This is a genomic window from Paenibacillus sp. RC84 (genome assembly GCF_041260495.1).
In the GTDB taxonomy this organism is placed as follows: Bacteria; Bacillota; Bacilli; order Paenibacillales; family NBRC-103111; genus Paenibacillus_F.
This window is the reverse complement of sequence record NZ_JBGBYL010000002.1, coordinates 527,626-543,761: the sequence shown is the minus strand read 5'-3', so window position 1 is coordinate 543,761 and position 16,136 is coordinate 527,626. Positions and strand designations below refer to the sequence as shown.

Below are 16,136 nucleotides of genomic sequence, written 5' to 3'. Positions count from 1 at the left end.
TGAGCACTGCCCCATGTCCGAACTTACTTACTGGATACCGGCAAAAATAAAAGACCGCTTACAAAACAGCAGCCTCCACTTCCACTCATCCAACTTCGGTAACCCGGCTGTCTAGCTGCGCTTTAGACCCGTGGCTTTGCGTCCTATGCTTTCGCGATAGTTTGCCTTTATCGAGTTATTCAACTAAAGATTCGTTAGTTAATAATTTCGACGCACTGGGTCCTTCTCCTCTTTTTTACAAGAATAAAATAGGGCAAAAGTCGCAGTTTTTTTAAAAAAGCTTAATACTAGCCGAGTGATGAGGAAAATTAAGCCTTTTAACCGATAAAAACCATCTTTTCCTTAGGGGAGGAGATCCTGCTTTTGCCCCCGGTGACGTTCCGTGCCTTTCTCCCGGAGCGTTTGCTCCTTGACCGCTTTGAGCTCTTTCATCGTCCCGCCCGCATCCCTCCCGAAATAATCGTGGAGCTTCGTATATTCCCGGTACAGCTTATCGTATACGGCCGCGTTCGCCGCATCCGGCTTATACGTATCTTCGGAGACCCGGGCCATGCGCGCTGCGGCTTCCACGATGGTAGCGTATCCGCCTCTGTCGGCTCCGGCCGCAACCGCTCCGAACATGGCGGCTCCGAGAGCGGGTGTTTGCCTGGACGCGGCAACTTTGATCTCGCGGTTCGTCACATCGGCATAAATCTGCATCAGCAGACGGTTTTTCTGCGGAAGCCCTCCGCACGCAAACAGTTCGTTTACTTCAAGGCCGCTGTTTTGAAAAGTATCCACGATTTTCCGCGTGCCGAATGCGGTCGCTTCAAGGAGGGCCCGGTAAATCTCTTCCGGCTTGGTAGCCAGCGTGAGTCCGACGATCAGACCGGACAGATTCGCGTCGACGAGCACGGAGCGGTTCCCGTTCCACCAGTCGAGCGCCAACAGCCCGGTTTCACCCGGCTTGTACGCGGACGCCCGGTTCTCCAGCCAGCCGTGAACATCCGTGTTCTCCGCGGCGGCCGCTTCCTTGACATAGCCGGGCAGCGCCTCGTTCACGTACCAGGCGAAGATGTCGCCTCCGGCGGATTGCCCCGCTTCGTAGCCGAAACAGCCGGGGATGATGCCGTCTTCCACGACGCCGCACATCCCTTCCACCGGCTTCTCCTCGGCGCCCAGAAGCAGATGGCAGATGGAGGTGCCCATCGCCATGACCAGCTTCCCCGGCGTAACGGCACCGAGCGCCGGAACTCCGGCATGGGCGTCGATGATACCGACGGCGACGGCCGTTCCCGGCGCAAGGCCCATCTTCTCCGCCATCTCCGCGGTAAGCTCTCCGGCTTTGGTGCCGAGCGGAAATACTTCGCCGCGCAGCTTCGTTTCCGCCAGATTTTCCAGGCGCGGATCAAGGGCTTTTAAAAACCCGGGGCCCGGATATCCAGCCCGCTTATGCCAGTTGGCTTTGTATCCGGCCATGCAGCTGCTGCGCGTCATTTTCCCGGTCATCTGATAAATGACCCAATCGGCGGCTTCCAGAAAACGGTCGGCCCGTTCGTAAATGTCCGGCGCTTCACCCAGTATTTGCCAGACTTTCGCAAGCATCCATTCGGACGAAAGCTTGCCCCCGTACCGCGGCAGGAACGGTTCACCACGCAGGGCGGCGATCTCGTTTATCCGGTCGGCTTCATCCTGCGCCGCGTGATGCTTCCACAGCTTGACCCAGGCGTGGGGACGTTCCTTCAGCTCCGGATGAAAGCACAGGGGAACGCCGCTATCGTCGACCGGCAAAATGGTGCAGGCCGTAAAATCGACGCCGATCCCGACCACGCGCTCCGGACTCACGCCGGATGCTCGGATCACCCCGGGAACGGAAGCGGTAAGCACGGCCATGTAGTCTCCGGGATGCTGGAGAGCCCAGTCCGGTTCCAGCCGGACTCCGGAGTGCGGCAGCTTGCGGCACATCACCCCGTGCGGATAAACCGTTACATGCTCGGCGATTTCGCGCCCGTCGGCCAGATCGACGAGCACGGCTCGTCCGGATCCCGTCCCGTAATCGATGCCGATGGCGTATGTTTTGCTCATCTTTTGATGCTCCTCTCTGCGTGAACGCGGAAACCGCTGCCGAAGCTCTATGATTTTGGTATCGCTTACATTTCATCTGTACAAAACGGACCTACCCCTCACGGGTCGGACTTTCTTTTTATTATATAAGAGATTTCCAAGGATTACCGCTATTTTTCCGTTTGATCCTGAAAATTTCTCTTTGCGGCATGCCGGTTGGTAATCCGCCGGAAGTTTCCTTGCTCCCGCTGCCTTTCCGTTTCATGCATAGTTTCGGCCCTCTCTGAAAATAATGGAAACAGTCTGACAAGAGCAGGAGGAATTGAGTCATGAAAGACGAGATTAACAACGGTACAGCCGTAACGGGAGTCGGCGGCCCTGCCGACCAAAGACTCGCCGAAGGCGAGCAGGAAACGACGCTGACCAACCGGCAAGGGCATCCGATCACCGATAATCAGAATATCCGCACCGTCGGAAACCGTGGTCCTTCCACCCTGGAAAATTACCATTTTCTCGAAAAAATTTCCCATTTCGACCGCGAGAAAATTCCCGAGCGCGTTGTACACGCCCGCGGCGCAGGCGCTCACGGCTATTTTGAAGCGTACGGTAAAGTCGGCGATGAACCGGTCGCCAAGTATACCCGTGCCAAGCTTTTTCAGGAGGCCGGTAAAAAAACGCCGGTATTCGTCCGGTTCTCCACAGTCGTGCACGGTGTTCATTCGCCCGAAACGCTTCGGGACCCGCGCGGCTTTGCCGTCAAATTTTATACGGAAGACGGGAACTGGGACCTCGTCGGCAACAACCTGAAAATCTTTTTTATCCGCGATCCGCTCAAATTCCCGGACATGGTTCACGCCTTCCGCCCGGACCCGGTTTCGGGTGTTCAAAATATGGAGAGAATGTTCGACTTCCTCTCCAACTCTCCGGAAGCGACGCATATGGTTACGTTCCTGTTCTCGCCTTGGGGGATTCCCGCCAATTACAGGGAAATGCAGGGGTCCGGCGTCAATACGTACAAATGGGTCAATACAGACGGCGTGGGAGTGCTGATCAAGTACCACTGGGAACCGATCCATAACGGCATCCGCAACCTTGTCCAGCGCGAAGCGGATGAAATCCAGGGTAAAAACTACAGCCACGCTACCCAGGATCTGTACGAAGCGATCGAACGCGGCGACTATCCCGAATGGGAACTCAGCGTTCAGATTCTGAGTGACGACGAGCACCCCGAGCTGGATTTCGATCCGCTTGATCCGACTAAGCTGTGGGACCACGAGAAGTTCCCGTTCCTCCCGGTCGGCAAAATGGTCCTGAACAAAAACCCCGAGAACTACTTCGCGGAAGTCGAACAGGCGGCTTTCGGTACGGGCGTCCTCGTGGACGGCCTGGATTTCTCGGACGACAAGCTTCTCCAGGGCCGCACTTTCTCCTACTCGGATACGCAGCGCCACCGGGTCGGGACCAACTACCTGCAGCTGCCCGTCAACGCTCCGAAGAAGCATGTCGCGACGAACCAACGCGACGGCCAGATGACTTACTTCGTGGACCGGGCGCCCGGACAAAATCCTCACGTCAACTACGAGCCTTCTTCGCTCGGCGGACTGCAGGAAGCGCCGCCGCGCGGACGGGAACACGAACCGGCCTATAACGCCAAGCTCGTCCGCGAGAAAATCGACCGGCCGAACGATTTCGGACAGGCGGGCGACACGTACCGGAAGTTCGAGCCGTGGGAGAAAGACGAGCTGATCTCCAATCTCGTCAACAACCTCAAGATCTGCAAGCCTGTCATCCGCGACAAGATGGTGAACTATTTCACCCAGGCGGATGCGGAATACGGACGCCGCGTAGCGGAAGAGCTGGGCAAGGCAATTGCCTCGTCCGAGCACATGGAGACGGTTCAAAACCGGGAAGGCGCCGAGCAAGCGGAACAAGCCGGCCGCAAAACGGACGGCTATTAATAGCGGCTGACGGGCTCATCCCGAAAACGGAGAACAGGGAACTGTTTTCCGTTTTTGCGTTTTGCATTTTGCATTTTGCATTTTGCATTTTTGCTAACAACTATTATATAGAAGCTTCTGATATCCGCCGCCGCAAAATATCCTATCTCTTTCCATCCCCTATTTAGGAAGCCTAAATGTTTACTAAGTCCGGGATATCTTCTATAATAGATGCATGAATCCTCAAGTTACTCCTCTATAACGGTAGGAAAGGGCGATCCCTTTTCTACCGTTGTTGATTGAACGCAGCCTTTTCTCCTAAAACTTAGATCAGACAGGTGGTACTAGCCATGAACGATACGAAGCAGCCTTACCGCATTTTGCTTTACTATAAATTCGTTCCGATCGCAAATCCCGAGGAATTCGCGGACGAGCACCGGGAATACTGCAAAAATCTCGGCCTGAAAGGCCGCATTCTCATTGCCGCGGAAGGCATCAACGGGACCGTATCCGGTACGGTCGAGCAGACGGAGCAGTATATGTCGGACATGCATGCCAACCCTCTTTTTGCCGATATGGTATTCAAAACCGATCCAGCCGAAGAGCATGCATTCAAAAAAATGTTCGTCCGCTTCAAACAAGAGCTGGTCACTTTCCGTTATGACGAAGAGCTGGACCCTAACGTGATCAGCGGAAAAAGATTGTCTCCGGCCGAGTTCCACGAGCAGCTTCAAAACGAAGACGTGATCGTCCTCGACGGACGCAGCAACTATGAGTACGATCTGGGCCATTTCCGCAACGCGATCCGTCCGGACGTGGAAGCGTTCCGCGAATTTCCGGAATGGATCCGGGAAAACATGGCGGATCTGAAGGATAAGACGATCCTTACGTACTGTACGGGCGGTATCCGCTGCGAGAAGCTGACCGGCTTCCTGATCAAGGAAGGCTTCAAGGATGTCGCGCAGCTCGAAGGCGGCATCGTCACTTACGGGCAGGACCCGGAAGTGAAAGGTAGACTTTTCGACGGCAAATGCTATGTCTTCGACGAGCGGATTTCGGTGCCGATTAATCACACCGAAGAAGATATCGTCGTGGGTAAATGCCATCACTGCGGCAAGCCTGCCGACACGTTCATCAACTGCGCGAACGACTTCTGCCATCTCCAGCACATCTGCTGTCCGGAATGCGAAGAGGAGCACAGCGGCTGCTGCTCGGACAAATGCGAGGAGCTCGTTCTTTCCGCGCGTTAAGCAGCTTCACATGGCGGCGCGTGCTTGACTTAAAGCGGCTGTGATCGTCCGCCGCAGCGAACCCCAGGCCTACTTCCGACAAGGAGGGGCCGGGGGTTTTTCTTTTTGCGGGAAAGAGCCGCGGAGTTCCGCTATAATGGAAGAAGAACATTCGAGGAGGAGACTTTATGCGCATTGGTATTATCGGGCTCGGCGACATCGCCCGCAAAGCTTACCTGCCGGTGATCACCGCAAGAAACGACGTGGAACTTGTCTTCTGTACGCGAAATACCGCTACCCTGGAGCAGCTTGCCGCCACTTACCGGATAAGCGAAACCGTTACGGAGGTCGGCGATCTGATCAGCCGGGGCATCCGGGCGGCATTCGTCCACTCTTCAACGGAATCCCACGCGGAAATAACGAAGCAGCTTCTGCAAAACGGCGTTCACGTCTATGTGGACAAGCCTATTGCCTATACATACGAGGAGTCCTTGGAGCTTACGGAGCTTGCCGAAAAAAACGGCCTCATTCTGATGGTCGGCTTCAACCGGCGTTTCGCTCCTCTCTACGTTTCCGTTAAAGAGAAATCATCACCGAACCTGATTCTGATGCAAAAAAACCGCCCCCACTCCCCCGACTTTGCGCGCCGGTTCATCCTCGACGATTTCATCCATGTCGTCGATACGCTGCGCTATCTTGTGCCGGGAGACGTCCGGGAAGTTACCGTCACGTCCCATCAGAAGGACGGCAAGCTGTACCATGTGATGCTTCAGCTCAGCGGCGACGGCTATACGGCCATCGGCATCATGAACCGGGACAGCGGCAGCAGCGAAGAGACCGTGGAAACGATCGGCGGCGGCCGCAAATGGTCGGTGAAAGATCTCAATACCGCGGTAGAGCTGGCGGACGGCGGCGAGCGGCATTACAAATTCAACGATTGGGACCCCGTCCTGCACCGCCGGGGTTTCCATGCCATCATCGATCATTTTATCCAAACGGTAAAAGAAGGCGGACAGCCTCTGCAGTCAACGCGGGATGCCCTCGAAACCCACCGCGTCTGCGAGGAGATCGTGAAAGAGCTTGAAAAGAACGGAGTATCCGCCTGGGGATAAGGAATGCCCGTTCTCGCTTAAACTAAGAAAGAGTGCCTCCCGTTAAACGGGTACCCGTACACTGGACACTTCAACAAAAGTGTTTCGCGTACGGGTACCCGTTTACGTTTCCGTGAGGCTGCCCTCTTTCTTTTTGTTTTTTTGTCGCATTTGAGGTTAACCAACTAATCCAGACCGGAGGTACCGATGAAAATCATCACGACCGCGCAGTGGGATGAAAAGCTTTGGCGGGAAGCGGAGCCCCTCTACAATGAGGCTTTTCCGGATCACGGAAGAAAGCCTATCCGGATCATTCGTCAGATGTTCCAAAGGAAGCTCTGCTTCCTTCATCTCGGGATCGTTGAAAATACGGCCGCCGTTATGGCGATTACGGGAGAGCTCCCGTCGATACGGGCGCTTCTGATCGACTACATCGCCGTCCGTCAGGACTGCCGCGGACAAGGCACCGGCCGGCTTTTTATAGAAGAGCTTAAAAATTGGACCCGGGCGGAACGCGGCCTCAGCGGCATACTGATCGAAGCGGAAGCCGGCGACGGACCCGGCCATCGGAGCCGGCGGCGTTTCTGGGAAGCCTGCGGGTTTCATTGGACGGACTACGTCCACGAATACAGCTGGGTGCCGGAGCGCTATCAGGCGATGTATGTGAATTTAAGCCCCGAAGGAAAGCTCGTGGACGACGGCCGGCTTCTTTTTGAGTCGATCACCGATTTTCATCAAAGATCTTATCGGCGCACCTAGTCGAAGGAAGTCGATCGCCGCCCTTTGCTTCCCTGCCGCCTCGTCCTACTTCTGCCGCATGGACAAATGAGCTCCCTTGCGCTATTTTTAAAGAAGCAGGCGACTTTTGGAAAAAAGGAGTACGTATGGACCAACAACGGAAACCGAAAGTGTTTATCGGCTCTTCCAGGGAAGCGATTCCTATCGCGGAAGGTGTGCTGGAGAATCTCTCCCCGGCCGCGCAGGTGAACCCCTGGTTTGCCGGCGCCTTCAATCCCGGGCGGTATACCATGGAAGATTTGGATAAACAGGTACAAAACAACGATTTCGCCCTTTTCATCTTATCGACGGACGACGTCGTTCAAATCCGCGGCAAGCAGTATGCCTCGGCCAGGGATAACACCATTTTTGAAATGGGGCTTTTTATGAGCCGCCTGGGCAGGGAACGCGTCTTTTTTCTTATGCCGGATCATATTCCTGAAAGCGTTAACGAAACGGCCGTCGGCGGGCTGCGGACACCTTCGGACCTGTTCGGGGTCAATGCCCTTACGTTCGAAATCCGTTCCGAAGCCGACGAGTGGGTTCAGGCGACGGCCGCGGCCTGCAGTACCGTCAAAAGAAAGATGCGCGAATTGGGCTGCCTTTCGGAGCAGCCGACGATCTCCCAGCTCGCACGCATTCTGCGCCTTTTTCGTACCCTGTTAAAGGGGGTTCCCTTCAAACCGGAGGAGGAAAATGCCCTCCAGACGCTAAGCGAAGGAATCCGGATCTCCTACACGTGTCCGGCCCAGTTTACGGTTAAGGGCGTCACGATTCACAGCGCGGAGCAGGACGAGTGGATCAAGCAGGTCGCGGGCACCTCGAACATCGGCACGATGAACCGGACTTATCCCTTGACGGCCAATGAAAATCTGGGCCCCGGAGACAAGCGTATCCTCGTGGTGGACGCTCATTTGAACAACAGAGTCACGATGAATCTGCACTCTTCCTCCATTGAAAATGAATATTTGATATGTTATCCTTTAGCTAAGAAGTACGTGCTGACCGTGCATATGATCGGCCAGGACACATTGAGTTCGGAGCAGTTGAATAAGATAGCCGGCCTGAACGGTCAGCTGATCAGTTCGGTAAACGATTTGTTGGGAGGGGAATAAGATGAAACCGGTCAGAAACAGATCGAACAGCGGATTAAAGCGTCGTCGTTCCGCCAAATCTGCTGGCAAAGTCTTGACCCAACGGAATTCCTCGGGTCCCATTTATTCCATCGGTCCTTCCGTAGACGGGAAAGAGCAGTCTTTCCAGCTCGTTTTGGAGAAAGAAGCCGTGTACGAAACTCCCGTCTATCTTCAAGGCTGACGCCCATACAGAATGAGAATAACCCGCTTCCTTTCGCAAGAAAGGGGCGGGTTTTTGCTGTTCAGGTATCCGGGTATCCGGATGTTCTGCTATGGGCGGCGGGCAGTATGGAGGTGTGGAAGCTTTTGAGGTACGGAGGACGGAGAATGGGAGGATGGCATACGGATACATCTGAGTTTGGATAAACGGAAACGTAGAAGCCGGCTTTCCGTCCCCTCATCCGGCACTCCTTATTCCGCTAACCGGAATGAGCCCGGCGAATCCGTTTCAGCTGGTGAATATGACTCCACTCGTGAAAAGCGCTGAATTGCAGCCACTGGCAGGCATTCAGTTCCACGCCGAGGGGATGGCGAGACACCAGACGGTTCGTCTCTCTTGCGGCCAAACGAGGCAAAAACGCTTTCAGTTTGCCGCGGACCTCCGCAAGCCGTTCCAGCCCGTCCTCATACACCACTTTTCCGGTAGGCAATGCGGAAGGCGGAGATTTTTTCGGCGTGCCGAGCAGCCCTTTTTGCTCGAACAGCGCCGTGATGTCCACCAGCTTCCGTTCCTCCGGCTCGGATGGCCGGACAGCCTCGCCGTTCAGCAGCCTTCCGATTTCGGCGATGACCTGCTCCTCCACAATGCTCAGGTGCTCGACGATCTGAACCGGGTTCCAGCCGCCTTCGTACTCGCTCAGGTGCCGTTCTTCCGATCCGAAAGCGTCCAGCGCCGCCAGAAGCTCCCGTCTTTTTTTATCCAGAAAGGGTTCCAGTTCGGAAAAAATCATGCGTCCCGCCTCCTTGTATAAAAACGTCCTTCTCCCTCCATCATAGCGCGTTCCCGCGTTTTCTTCACCTTCTTATGAATGAGTTTCACTTATCTCCGTAAAAATGCACCGCCAAGAGTAGGGATCGGTATACACACGGGGTGGTTTTCCGATATCCGCAACAAGGGGTGCATTTCAAGCGGCTGTTCGCTTTTACTCCTTCATATTTTGAAGCAGCTGAACCCGGTAAGCTTCGCTCTCCAGCCCCTGAATCTCTTTATATTCCTCTTCCGTCAGCCTTCTGGGCTCCCCGACCGATTTGGCGATCATATAAATTTTCGCGCTCTCTTCCATCACTTCGGTCCGGTAATACGCTTCCCGGAGGTTTTTGCCCGTGGTCACCAGACCGTGATTTTTAAGCAGCATGGAGCTGTAACGGTCCGCCTTCTCCGCCACCAGATGAGCGAGTTTGTCCGTCGTCGGCACGACATAAGGGATAAACGCGACATCCCCTACGAGAGCCGCCTGATCCGGAAAAAGCATGGGCAGCTCGTCGTCCACGAGCGTCAAGGCAATGCAGTAGGCGGGATGCGTGTGCACGATAGCCTGAAGCAGAGGGTTCACCCGGTAGCAGAACAGATGCATCAGCACTTCGGATGAAGGCCGGAAGGCGGTATCCCCGATTTCACCGGTAGGAATGTGGACCGGCACCCACTGATGCGGCTCGATATCTTCCAGCGCAAATCCGCTGGGCGACAGGTACATAAACTCTCCGGATCTTGCGCTGATATTGCCTCCGGGGCCGACTACCAGACCTTTCGCCACGCTTTTGGCGGCGTATTTCGTCAATTCTTCTCTTATTTTCCGTTCAATCATTTCCGTTGACGCTCCTTTCGGAATGATGGGCGTTTGCGTTGATCTTCCTGTAACGCGCATAAGCTTCCTGCCACCGGCCGGTATCCTCGGGAGAGTACACATCCGGCGGGAACGAGGCCAGCACGACCTGCCGCATTTCGTCCCGGGTATGAAGCTCGCCGCGAGCCTTCGCCTGCATAAGCAAGCTGCCGACGGCGGTCGCCTCTACCGGCCCCGCGATGACGCACCGGCCGGTGATGTTCGCCGTCAGCTGGCAGAGCAGCCGGTTGCGGATGCCTCCGCCGACCATATGGACGGCGTCCAGCCTCCGGCCCAGCAGCTCCTCGATTTCGTGGAGGGTCTGGCTGAATTTCATCGCCAGGCTTTCCACGATGCAGCGGATCATCTGCGCCTTCGTCTGCGGAACGGGCTGGCCGGTCTGCCTGCACCAGCTGCGGATGCGCTGCGGCATGTTCCCCGGCGCCAGGAACACGGGGTCTTCCGGATCGACATAGGCAGCAGCCGCTTCTTCTCCCGCCGCCATCGCCTGCATGTCCCCATAGGTAAGCGTCTCGCCTTCCAGCTCCCAATACCGGCGGCATTCCTGCAAAAGCCACAGGCCCATGATGTTCTTCTGCAGCCGGATGCGGCCGTCCGCTCCGCCTTCATTCGTGAAGGCGAGAATCCGGCTCTGTTCGGTGATGACGGGCCGCTCCGTCTCCACCCCCATCAGCGACCAGGTGCCGCAGCTGATAAACGCATAGCTGCCGCCGGCTTGCGCCGGGACGGACACTACGGCCGAGGCCGTGTCATGGGAAGCTGCCGCCACGACCGGGAAGCTGCGCATCTGCAGCTCCTCGGCCAATGCGGCGCGCAGACTGCCTGCTGCGGTTCCCGGCATCACGATGGAAGGAAACATCGCCCGCGGATGCGGAAGCAGGGCAAGCACTTCTTCATCCCAGCCGCGCAGCTGCGGGTGGAGCAGGCCGGACGTGCTGGCGATGGTGTATTCCGCCGAAATGTCTCCGCATAGATAGTAGCGGAACAAATCGGGCATAAACAGCATCCGCACATCCCCGCCGGCCAGGGAGGCCGCCTCCCCTTCCGCTTCAAGCTGAAACAGCGTGTTGATGGACTGGGTCTGGATGCCTGTGCGCCGGTACAATTCTTCTTCCGGTATCCGGTTCAACACCCGCCGCATCGCGGGCTCGTTCCGTGAATCCCGGTAGTGGTAAGGGTTCCCGAGCAGCCTGCCCCTGCCGTCCACAAGTCCGTAATCCACGCCCCACGTGTCTACGGCAAGCGAAGCGGGGGCCTCCGCCGTAAACGACTTATAGGCCCGGATGCCCTGGAGCATCTCGTGAAACAGCCGCAGAAAATCCCAGTGAAGATTGCCGCCTAGTCTGACGGGATCATTGGAGAAGCGGTGGATTTCCTCAACGGCCAGACGTGATCCGTTGTAAGTGCCGAGCACCGTCCGCCCGCTGCTCGCTCCGAAGTCCACGGCAAGCATGTGAAGGCCGTTCTTCTCTACTCCCATGAAAAGTCCCCCTCCCTGTCCGGCTTTTATTTATACAAAGGGCCGAAGTTTGCGCACGCGCGGAAGTCCGCCGCTTCTTCATCCCGGGTCCCGAAAGAGCTCCATACGCGCGGCCGGAATAGATTCTTGTCATCGACATTGTGCATGGAAACGGGAATTCTCAGCATAGCCGCCAGGGTAATGAGGTCGGCCCCGATGTGTCCGTAGCTGATAGAGCCGTGATTGGAGCCCCAGTTGTCCATCACCGAATACACGTCGCGGAACGAGCCCTCTCCCGTCAGGATCGGCGCGAACCAGGTCGTCGGCCATGTGGGATCGGTCCGCTTATCCAGCGCGTCGTGCACGTGGTCTGGCAGATCGACGGTGTAGCCCTCGGCAAGCTGAAGCACCGGACCGAGGCCCTTCACCAAGTTGATCCGGGTCATCGTGACGGGCATCCCGCCTTTCGTCAGGAAATCCGACGAGTAGCCGCCGCCCCGGAAATACTCCACGGCCGCGGGCCGCCAGGACGTTTCGCCGAGGCATTTGTCCACCTCTTCCTCCGTAATCTCCCAATAAGGCTTCATGGCGGGCGCGCCGTCCCGGGACTGTTGCCCCGTACCGTCCAGTGCAGCCGAGCCGGAATTGATGAGATGGAGAATCCCGTGCTCCGCGGCTCCTTCCAGCGTATAACCCGTTACCCGCTTCACCGATTCGGGGCTCCAGTACGTGCGGACGTCGGCGAAAATTTGGGCGGTGTGCGTCAGAAGGTATCCCATCAGCATCGCAACGCCGTTCAGGCTGTCGTTCTCGGTCGCCACGAGATAAGGCGCTCTTCTGCCGTTCCAGTCGAAGGAGCTGTTCAGGATCGCTTCCATGAAATCCCCGTTCGGGAAGTGATCCGTCCAGTGGCGCTGCCCCTGGAAGCCGGACAAAATCGCGTTATGCCCCAGCGCTTCCTCGCCGAAACCGAGTTCAGCCAGCTTCGGATTCCCGGTCATCAGGTCGCGGACGATCAGGGACATTTTAACGACGGTTTCCCAGTCCTTGTCCTTGCGTTCCCGGGACGTTTGAATGGCCGCAGAATTGTTGTCGGGGCCCTCCTTGCAGTTGTCCTTCACCCAGGCGAGAGCGAGCCCGAACTCCTCCTTGTCGTAAATCTCTTCTTCCATCCGGCGGACAAGCTCCGACATATCCACGTATTCATTGCGCATGCCGAGGTAATTCTGGAACAGCTCCTCGCTGACGATCGAACCCGCAATCCCCATGGAAACGGAGCCGACCGATAAGTAGGACGTTCCTTTCATCACCGCCACGGCCAGAGCCGCCCTTGCAAAACGGAGCAGCTTCTCCCGCACGTCTTCGGGCATCCCGGCCGTGCCCGCGTCCTGCACATCCTTGCCGTAGATACCGAACGCCGGAATTCCTTTCTGCGCATGGGCCGAAAGCACGGCGGCCAAGTAAACGGCGCCCGGACGTTCCGTCCCGTTAAAGCCCCAAATGGCATTCGGAATGGAGGCGTTCATATCCATCGTCTCGGTTCCGTAGCACCAGCAAGGAGTCACGGTGACGGATACGCCCACGCCCGACCGGGCGAATTTGTCCGCAGCCGCAGCCGCTTCCGCTACGCCGCCGATACAGGTGTCGGCAATGACGCATTCCACCGGCGTTCCGTCGGGGTAGCGCAAATTGCCGCTGAGCAGGGCGGCAGCCGCCTTCGCCATGTTCATCGTCTGTTCTTCAAGCGATTCGCGCACCCCTTTGCGGCGTCCGTCGATGGTCGGACGGATGCCGATTTTCGGAAAAGGCCGGTTCCATCTGTGTTCACGGTTGTTCATTTGATCTTCCTCCTCATTGAGTTATCGATAAACCTCTTCATAAAAAATATCCTTCACAGACACGTCACGTAACGACACCTTTTCTCAAAATAACGTTGGCATATAAAGCGCTTTCACTCGTAGCGACAATGGCATAAGCTTCTTTAGCCCGTGCGTAGAAAGCGAATCGTTCCAGTTGTCCCATCGGGGCGCCAGGCAAATGCCTTCCGATCAATTCGCCATACGTCTCCCAAATCACCGGCTGAACCGGATCGCCCGGAACGACCGCCATAAGCGAAACCGGCTGATCTCCGTATGTATCGAGCGGGAATAAGGCAAGAACCGCCTCCAGAAGCTCGGGCACGCCGTGACCGTCGCAGCGAACCAGACGTTTGGCATGGCTCGCCGCCGGAAAGTTGCCGTCCCCCAGGACGATTTCGTCCCCATGGCCCATTTCCATCAGCACTTTCAGAAGCTCCGGCGAAAGAATAGACGGAATTCCTTTCAGCATCCGTTTGTCTCCTCTCTGCAATTCAGGTAGAGTTAGAGTTACCGATAACACAAAATTAACAGCTGCCTCTCTTGCTGTCAACGGTTTTCTTTTATACAATAAACTCACTGAAGTATGAAAAGGTGATAACGATTGATTACCATCTATGATATAGCCGAAAAAGCGAATGTCTCCGCCATGACCGTTTCCAGAGTTATCAATAACTCCGGAAGAATCAGCGAGGCGACCCGCAAGCGCGTCCGCAAGGTGATGGAAGAGCTGAATTATATCCCCAACTCCATGGCCCGCGGCCTCGTTCTGCAAAAAACGAAGCTGTTGTCGCTGTTGATCACGGATATTACGAATCCTTTTTACACCACGATTGCGCGGGGAGCCGAGGATACGGCGAAGCGTTCCGGCTACAAGCTTCTTTTCGGCAACAGCGACGAGGATTACGGCAAGGAAAAAGACTACGTGGAGATGATCCTCTCCACACGGGTGGACGGCGTCCTGTTCGCGCCTACCGGAGACGCCTCTCTTGAGCAGCTCCGGCAGCTGCAGAAGCACGGGATTCCGTTCGTGATTCTGGACCGTGAAGTGCCCGGCATCGAAACGGATGTCGTCCTCGGCGACAGCAAGGAAGGGGCGAGAAAACTGGTCGAGCACCTGATCGGCCTCGGCCATCGGCGCATCGCTCTGGTCAACGGCTCGCCCGATGTATCTACGGCCCGGCTCCGGTATACCGGCTACCGGGAAGCTCACCTGCTCGGCGGACTGCCTCTCGACGAGAGCCTAGTTGTGTCGCTGAACTACCGCGAGTTTCAGGACGAGGCCTCGCTGCAGACGCTGCTGGCGCTTCCTTCCCCGCCGACGGCGATTTTCGCGGCCAACAACCTGCTCGCCGTGGGGATTATCGGGGCACTCCGTCAGAGAGGCTTGTCCGTTCCGGAAGATGTATCGGTTGTCTGCTTCGACGATTTCGGTCCCGCCGAGACCGTCAATCCTTTTCTGACCGTAGCCTCCCAGCCCGCATATCAGTTCGGTGCCCTCGGCATGCAGCTTCTGATCGAACGGATCGAGAGCGGCCCCGGTTCCGAAAGCCGCAAAATCATGCTGCCCTCCGAACTTCTCATCCGTTCCTCGACCCGCACATGGGACAGGTAAGCCGCCGGACTGACTTATAACAGCCGGATTCCTTCTTGGATGTCTTTCCGGCGGTCTTCGATATACTGCTCGATCACTTCAGGCTCCGACCGGAACTGGGACAGACTTTTTTGACGGCCGGGGTCCTTATCTACATCCCGGGCAATGCGTTCGTGCATCTCATGCACGACGGGCATAATCCGGTCCTTCGTAAACGCCGTGTCCGTAAGATGTTTCAGAAGAGCCTTGTACCGCTGCCGCGCCTCCTTGCTTTCCAGTACTTTTTCGGTCAAGTCGTTATACCCGGTGATCCTCACGAGATTACTGGTTACTTTTTTCCCGTAACAATTCCGCCCCCAAGTGCCTTCATAATCCCACGGAATCATCCGGTACCTCCGGGTCGGTTTATGTTCGTAAATCGCATAGTTATGCTCGAAACCGTCATAATTCCCCGTCATCACGGCCCCGGCCAGCCACCGCAAATAATTGTCGAGATCCACGTGCTTACCCAGAAAAGCCTTCAGCCGGTCTCCTTTAAGCGCATGCATGGATTGGATGAACGCTTTCATCTTGTCCCGGTCCTGACCCGTTCCGATAATGAGATCGTAGCCGGCAAACAAGGTCTTTTTTCGCCTGCGGGTATCCGGATCTTTCAGTGAAAAATTCGCACGGTCGTTGCTTGCATACAGGAGAGACTTCATAAGAATCCCCCTCCGCCGGAAAAAAGACCGCTTAACCGCCTCGATCAGCACATACACGCCTTCGTTTCTGCCGTCGATCGTCAGTACGACATGGCGGGTATGCGGACTCGGCACGCCGATCATCCGGAAAAACCGGAACGACAGCGCGTTGCGGATCAGCGAAGGATCGTCGTATTCGGCATTCAGATGATAGGTCCTTCCCTTCATCCGGATTTCATACGATTTTTTCGCATATTCGCGGGTATGCCCGCCCCGGTATCCGATCCGGATAGGCACGCTGCTGCTCCCGTCCGATAAAATCGCCGGTACGAAGCGGCTGCTCCATACGTCTTGCCGCAGTTTGCGGTCCCCACCAGTGCCGACTGCTAGTTGAAAATGAGGAAGCGACATCAGATTCCTCCGCCTTTCGCTATAAGAAAACAGCCTATCCGTCAAGATAGGCTGTTCTTGTTACGTTACCTTATGCGAA

The 16,136-nt window shown here is 56.3% G+C and carries 14 protein-coding genes and 1 riboswitch; of the genes, 7 read left to right on the top strand and 7 right to left on the bottom strand.

The window, feature by feature from the left end:
- Positions 1 to 94: 94 nt before the first annotated feature.
- A riboswitch (cyclic di-GMP riboswitch) is annotated at positions 95 to 176 on the bottom strand.
- Between the two features lie 166 nt (positions 177 to 342).
- A complete protein-coding gene (locus ABH899_RS06195; RefSeq protein WP_369994865.1) occupies positions 343 to 2,064 on the bottom strand; it encodes a ribulokinase in 1,722 nt (573 codons plus the stop codon).
- 308 nt (positions 2,065 to 2,372) lie between these two features.
- On the opposite strand from ABH899_RS06195, the gene ABH899_RS06190 reads away from it, so the two are divergent.
- The 6 genes from ABH899_RS06190 to ABH899_RS06165 all read left to right on the top strand — a co-directional run bounded on the left by ABH899_RS06190 (position 2,373) and on the right by ABH899_RS06165 (position 8,394).
- On the top strand, positions 2,373 to 4,001 hold the full coding sequence (locus tag ABH899_RS06190) for a catalase (RefSeq protein WP_369994862.1): 1,629 nt from the start codon (positions 2,373 to 2,375) through the stop codon (positions 3,999 to 4,001).
- A 329-nt stretch (positions 4,002 to 4,330) separates the two neighbouring features.
- Positions 4,331 to 5,230 (top strand): oxygen-dependent tRNA uridine(34) hydroxylase TrhO, encoded by a 900-nt coding sequence (gene trhO, locus ABH899_RS06185; protein ID WP_369994860.1) that lies wholly within the window; start codon positions 4,331 to 4,333, stop codon positions 5,228 to 5,230.
- Between the two features lie 167 nt (positions 5,231 to 5,397).
- Positions 5,398 to 6,321 carry a Gfo/Idh/MocA family protein gene (locus ABH899_RS06180; protein ID WP_369994858.1) on the top strand — a complete coding sequence of 308 codons (924 nt, stop codon included), beginning with the start codon at positions 5,398 to 5,400 and terminating at the stop codon, positions 6,319 to 6,321.
- A gap of 186 nt (positions 6,322 to 6,507) precedes the next feature.
- Positions 6,508 to 7,059 (top strand): GNAT family N-acetyltransferase, encoded by a 552-nt coding sequence (locus ABH899_RS06175; RefSeq protein WP_369994855.1) that lies wholly within the window; start codon positions 6,508 to 6,510, stop codon positions 7,057 to 7,059.
- Positions 7,060 to 7,184: 125 nt separating this feature from the next.
- Complete coding sequence (locus tag ABH899_RS06170; RefSeq protein WP_009671376.1) at positions 7,185 to 8,192, top strand: TIR domain-containing protein; 1,008 nt, start codon at positions 7,185 to 7,187, stop codon at positions 8,190 to 8,192.
- Position 8,193: 1 nt separating this feature from the next.
- Positions 8,194 to 8,394, top strand: a complete 201-nt coding sequence (locus tag ABH899_RS06165; RefSeq protein ID WP_009671363.1) for a hypothetical protein — start codon at positions 8,194 to 8,196, stop codon at positions 8,392 to 8,394.
- 238 nt (positions 8,395 to 8,632) lie between these two features.
- Here ABH899_RS06165 and ABH899_RS06160 read toward each other — a convergent pair whose 3' ends face one another.
- The 5 genes from ABH899_RS06160 to fucU form a co-directional block, all read right to left on the bottom strand.
- The gene (locus ABH899_RS06160) at positions 8,633 to 9,163 is read right to left on the bottom strand and encodes a DinB family protein (protein ID WP_369994851.1); all 531 of its coding nucleotides are present in this window, start codon (positions 9,161 to 9,163) and stop codon (positions 8,633 to 8,635) included.
- Between the two features lie 192 nt (positions 9,164 to 9,355).
- A complete protein-coding gene (locus tag ABH899_RS06155) occupies positions 9,356 to 10,018 on the bottom strand; it encodes a class II aldolase/adducin family protein (RefSeq protein WP_369994849.1) in 663 nt (220 codons plus the stop codon).
- Entirely contained in the window at positions 10,011 to 11,537 is a 1,527-nt protein-coding gene (locus tag ABH899_RS06150) for a rhamnulokinase (protein ID WP_369994846.1), read from the bottom strand. Before ABH899_RS06150 ends, ABH899_RS06155 begins: the two co-directional genes overlap by 8 nt.
- Positions 11,538 to 11,563: 26 nt before the next feature.
- A complete protein-coding gene (locus ABH899_RS06145) occupies positions 11,564 to 13,354 on the bottom strand; it encodes an L-fucose isomerase (protein WP_369994843.1) in 1,791 nt (596 codons plus the stop codon).
- Positions 13,355 to 13,418: 64 nt separating this feature from the next.
- On the bottom strand, positions 13,419 to 13,844 hold the full coding sequence (gene fucU / locus ABH899_RS06140; protein WP_369994841.1) for an L-fucose mutarotase: 426 nt from the start codon (positions 13,842 to 13,844) through the stop codon (positions 13,419 to 13,421).
- Between the two features lie 132 nt (positions 13,845 to 13,976).
- On the opposite strand from fucU, the gene ABH899_RS06135 reads away from it, so the two are divergent.
- Complete coding sequence (locus ABH899_RS06135; RefSeq protein ID WP_009675293.1) at positions 13,977 to 14,987, top strand: LacI family DNA-binding transcriptional regulator; 1,011 nt, start codon at positions 13,977 to 13,979, stop codon at positions 14,985 to 14,987.
- Between the two features lie 14 nt (positions 14,988 to 15,001).
- Here the strand turns inward: ABH899_RS06135 and ABH899_RS06130 are convergent, their stop codons facing one another.
- Positions 15,002 to 16,057 (bottom strand): CotH kinase family protein, encoded by a 1,056-nt coding sequence (locus ABH899_RS06130; RefSeq protein ID WP_369994838.1) that lies wholly within the window; start codon positions 16,055 to 16,057, stop codon positions 15,002 to 15,004.
- Between the last annotated feature and the right edge of the window lie 79 nt (positions 16,058 to 16,136).

Excerpts from the sequence above, each read along its gene's own strand:
- trhO (WP_369994860.1), top strand. The coding sequence starts at position 4,331 with ATGAACGATACGAAGCAGCCTTACCGCATTTTGCTTTACTATAAATTC.
- ABH899_RS06145 (WP_369994843.1), bottom strand. The coding sequence starts at position 13,354 with ATGAACAACCGTGAACACAGATGGAACCGGCCTTTTCCGAAAATCGGC.
- ABH899_RS06190 (WP_369994862.1), top strand. The coding sequence starts at position 2,373 with ATGAAAGACGAGATTAACAACGGTACAGCCGTAACGGGAGTCGGCGGC.
- ABH899_RS06130 (WP_369994838.1), bottom strand. The coding sequence starts at position 16,057 with ATGTCGCTTCCTCATTTTCAACTAGCAGTCGGCACTGGTGGGGACCGC.
- ABH899_RS06175 (WP_369994855.1), top strand. The coding sequence starts at position 6,508 with ATGAAAATCATCACGACCGCGCAGTGGGATGAAAAGCTTTGGCGGGAA.
- ABH899_RS06155 (WP_369994849.1), bottom strand. The coding sequence starts at position 10,018 with ATGATTGAACGGAAAATAAGAGAAGAATTGACGAAATACGCCGCCAAA.
- ABH899_RS06165 (WP_009671363.1), top strand. The coding sequence starts at position 8,194 with ATGAAACCGGTCAGAAACAGATCGAACAGCGGATTAAAGCGTCGTCGT.
- ABH899_RS06160 (WP_369994851.1), bottom strand. The coding sequence starts at position 9,163 with ATGATTTTTTCCGAACTGGAACCCTTTCTGGATAAAAAAAGACGGGAG.
- ABH899_RS06170 (WP_009671376.1), top strand. The coding sequence starts at position 7,185 with ATGGACCAACAACGGAAACCGAAAGTGTTTATCGGCTCTTCCAGGGAA.
- fucU (WP_369994841.1), bottom strand. The coding sequence starts at position 13,844 with ATGCTGAAAGGAATTCCGTCTATTCTTTCGCCGGAGCTTCTGAAAGTG.
- ABH899_RS06180 (WP_369994858.1), top strand. The coding sequence starts at position 5,398 with ATGCGCATTGGTATTATCGGGCTCGGCGACATCGCCCGCAAAGCTTAC.
- ABH899_RS06150 (WP_369994846.1), bottom strand. The coding sequence starts at position 11,537 with ATGGGAGTAGAGAAGAACGGCCTTCACATGCTTGCCGTGGACTTCGGA.
- ABH899_RS06195 (WP_369994865.1), bottom strand. The coding sequence starts at position 2,064 with ATGAGCAAAACATACGCCATCGGCATCGATTACGGGACGGGATCCGGA.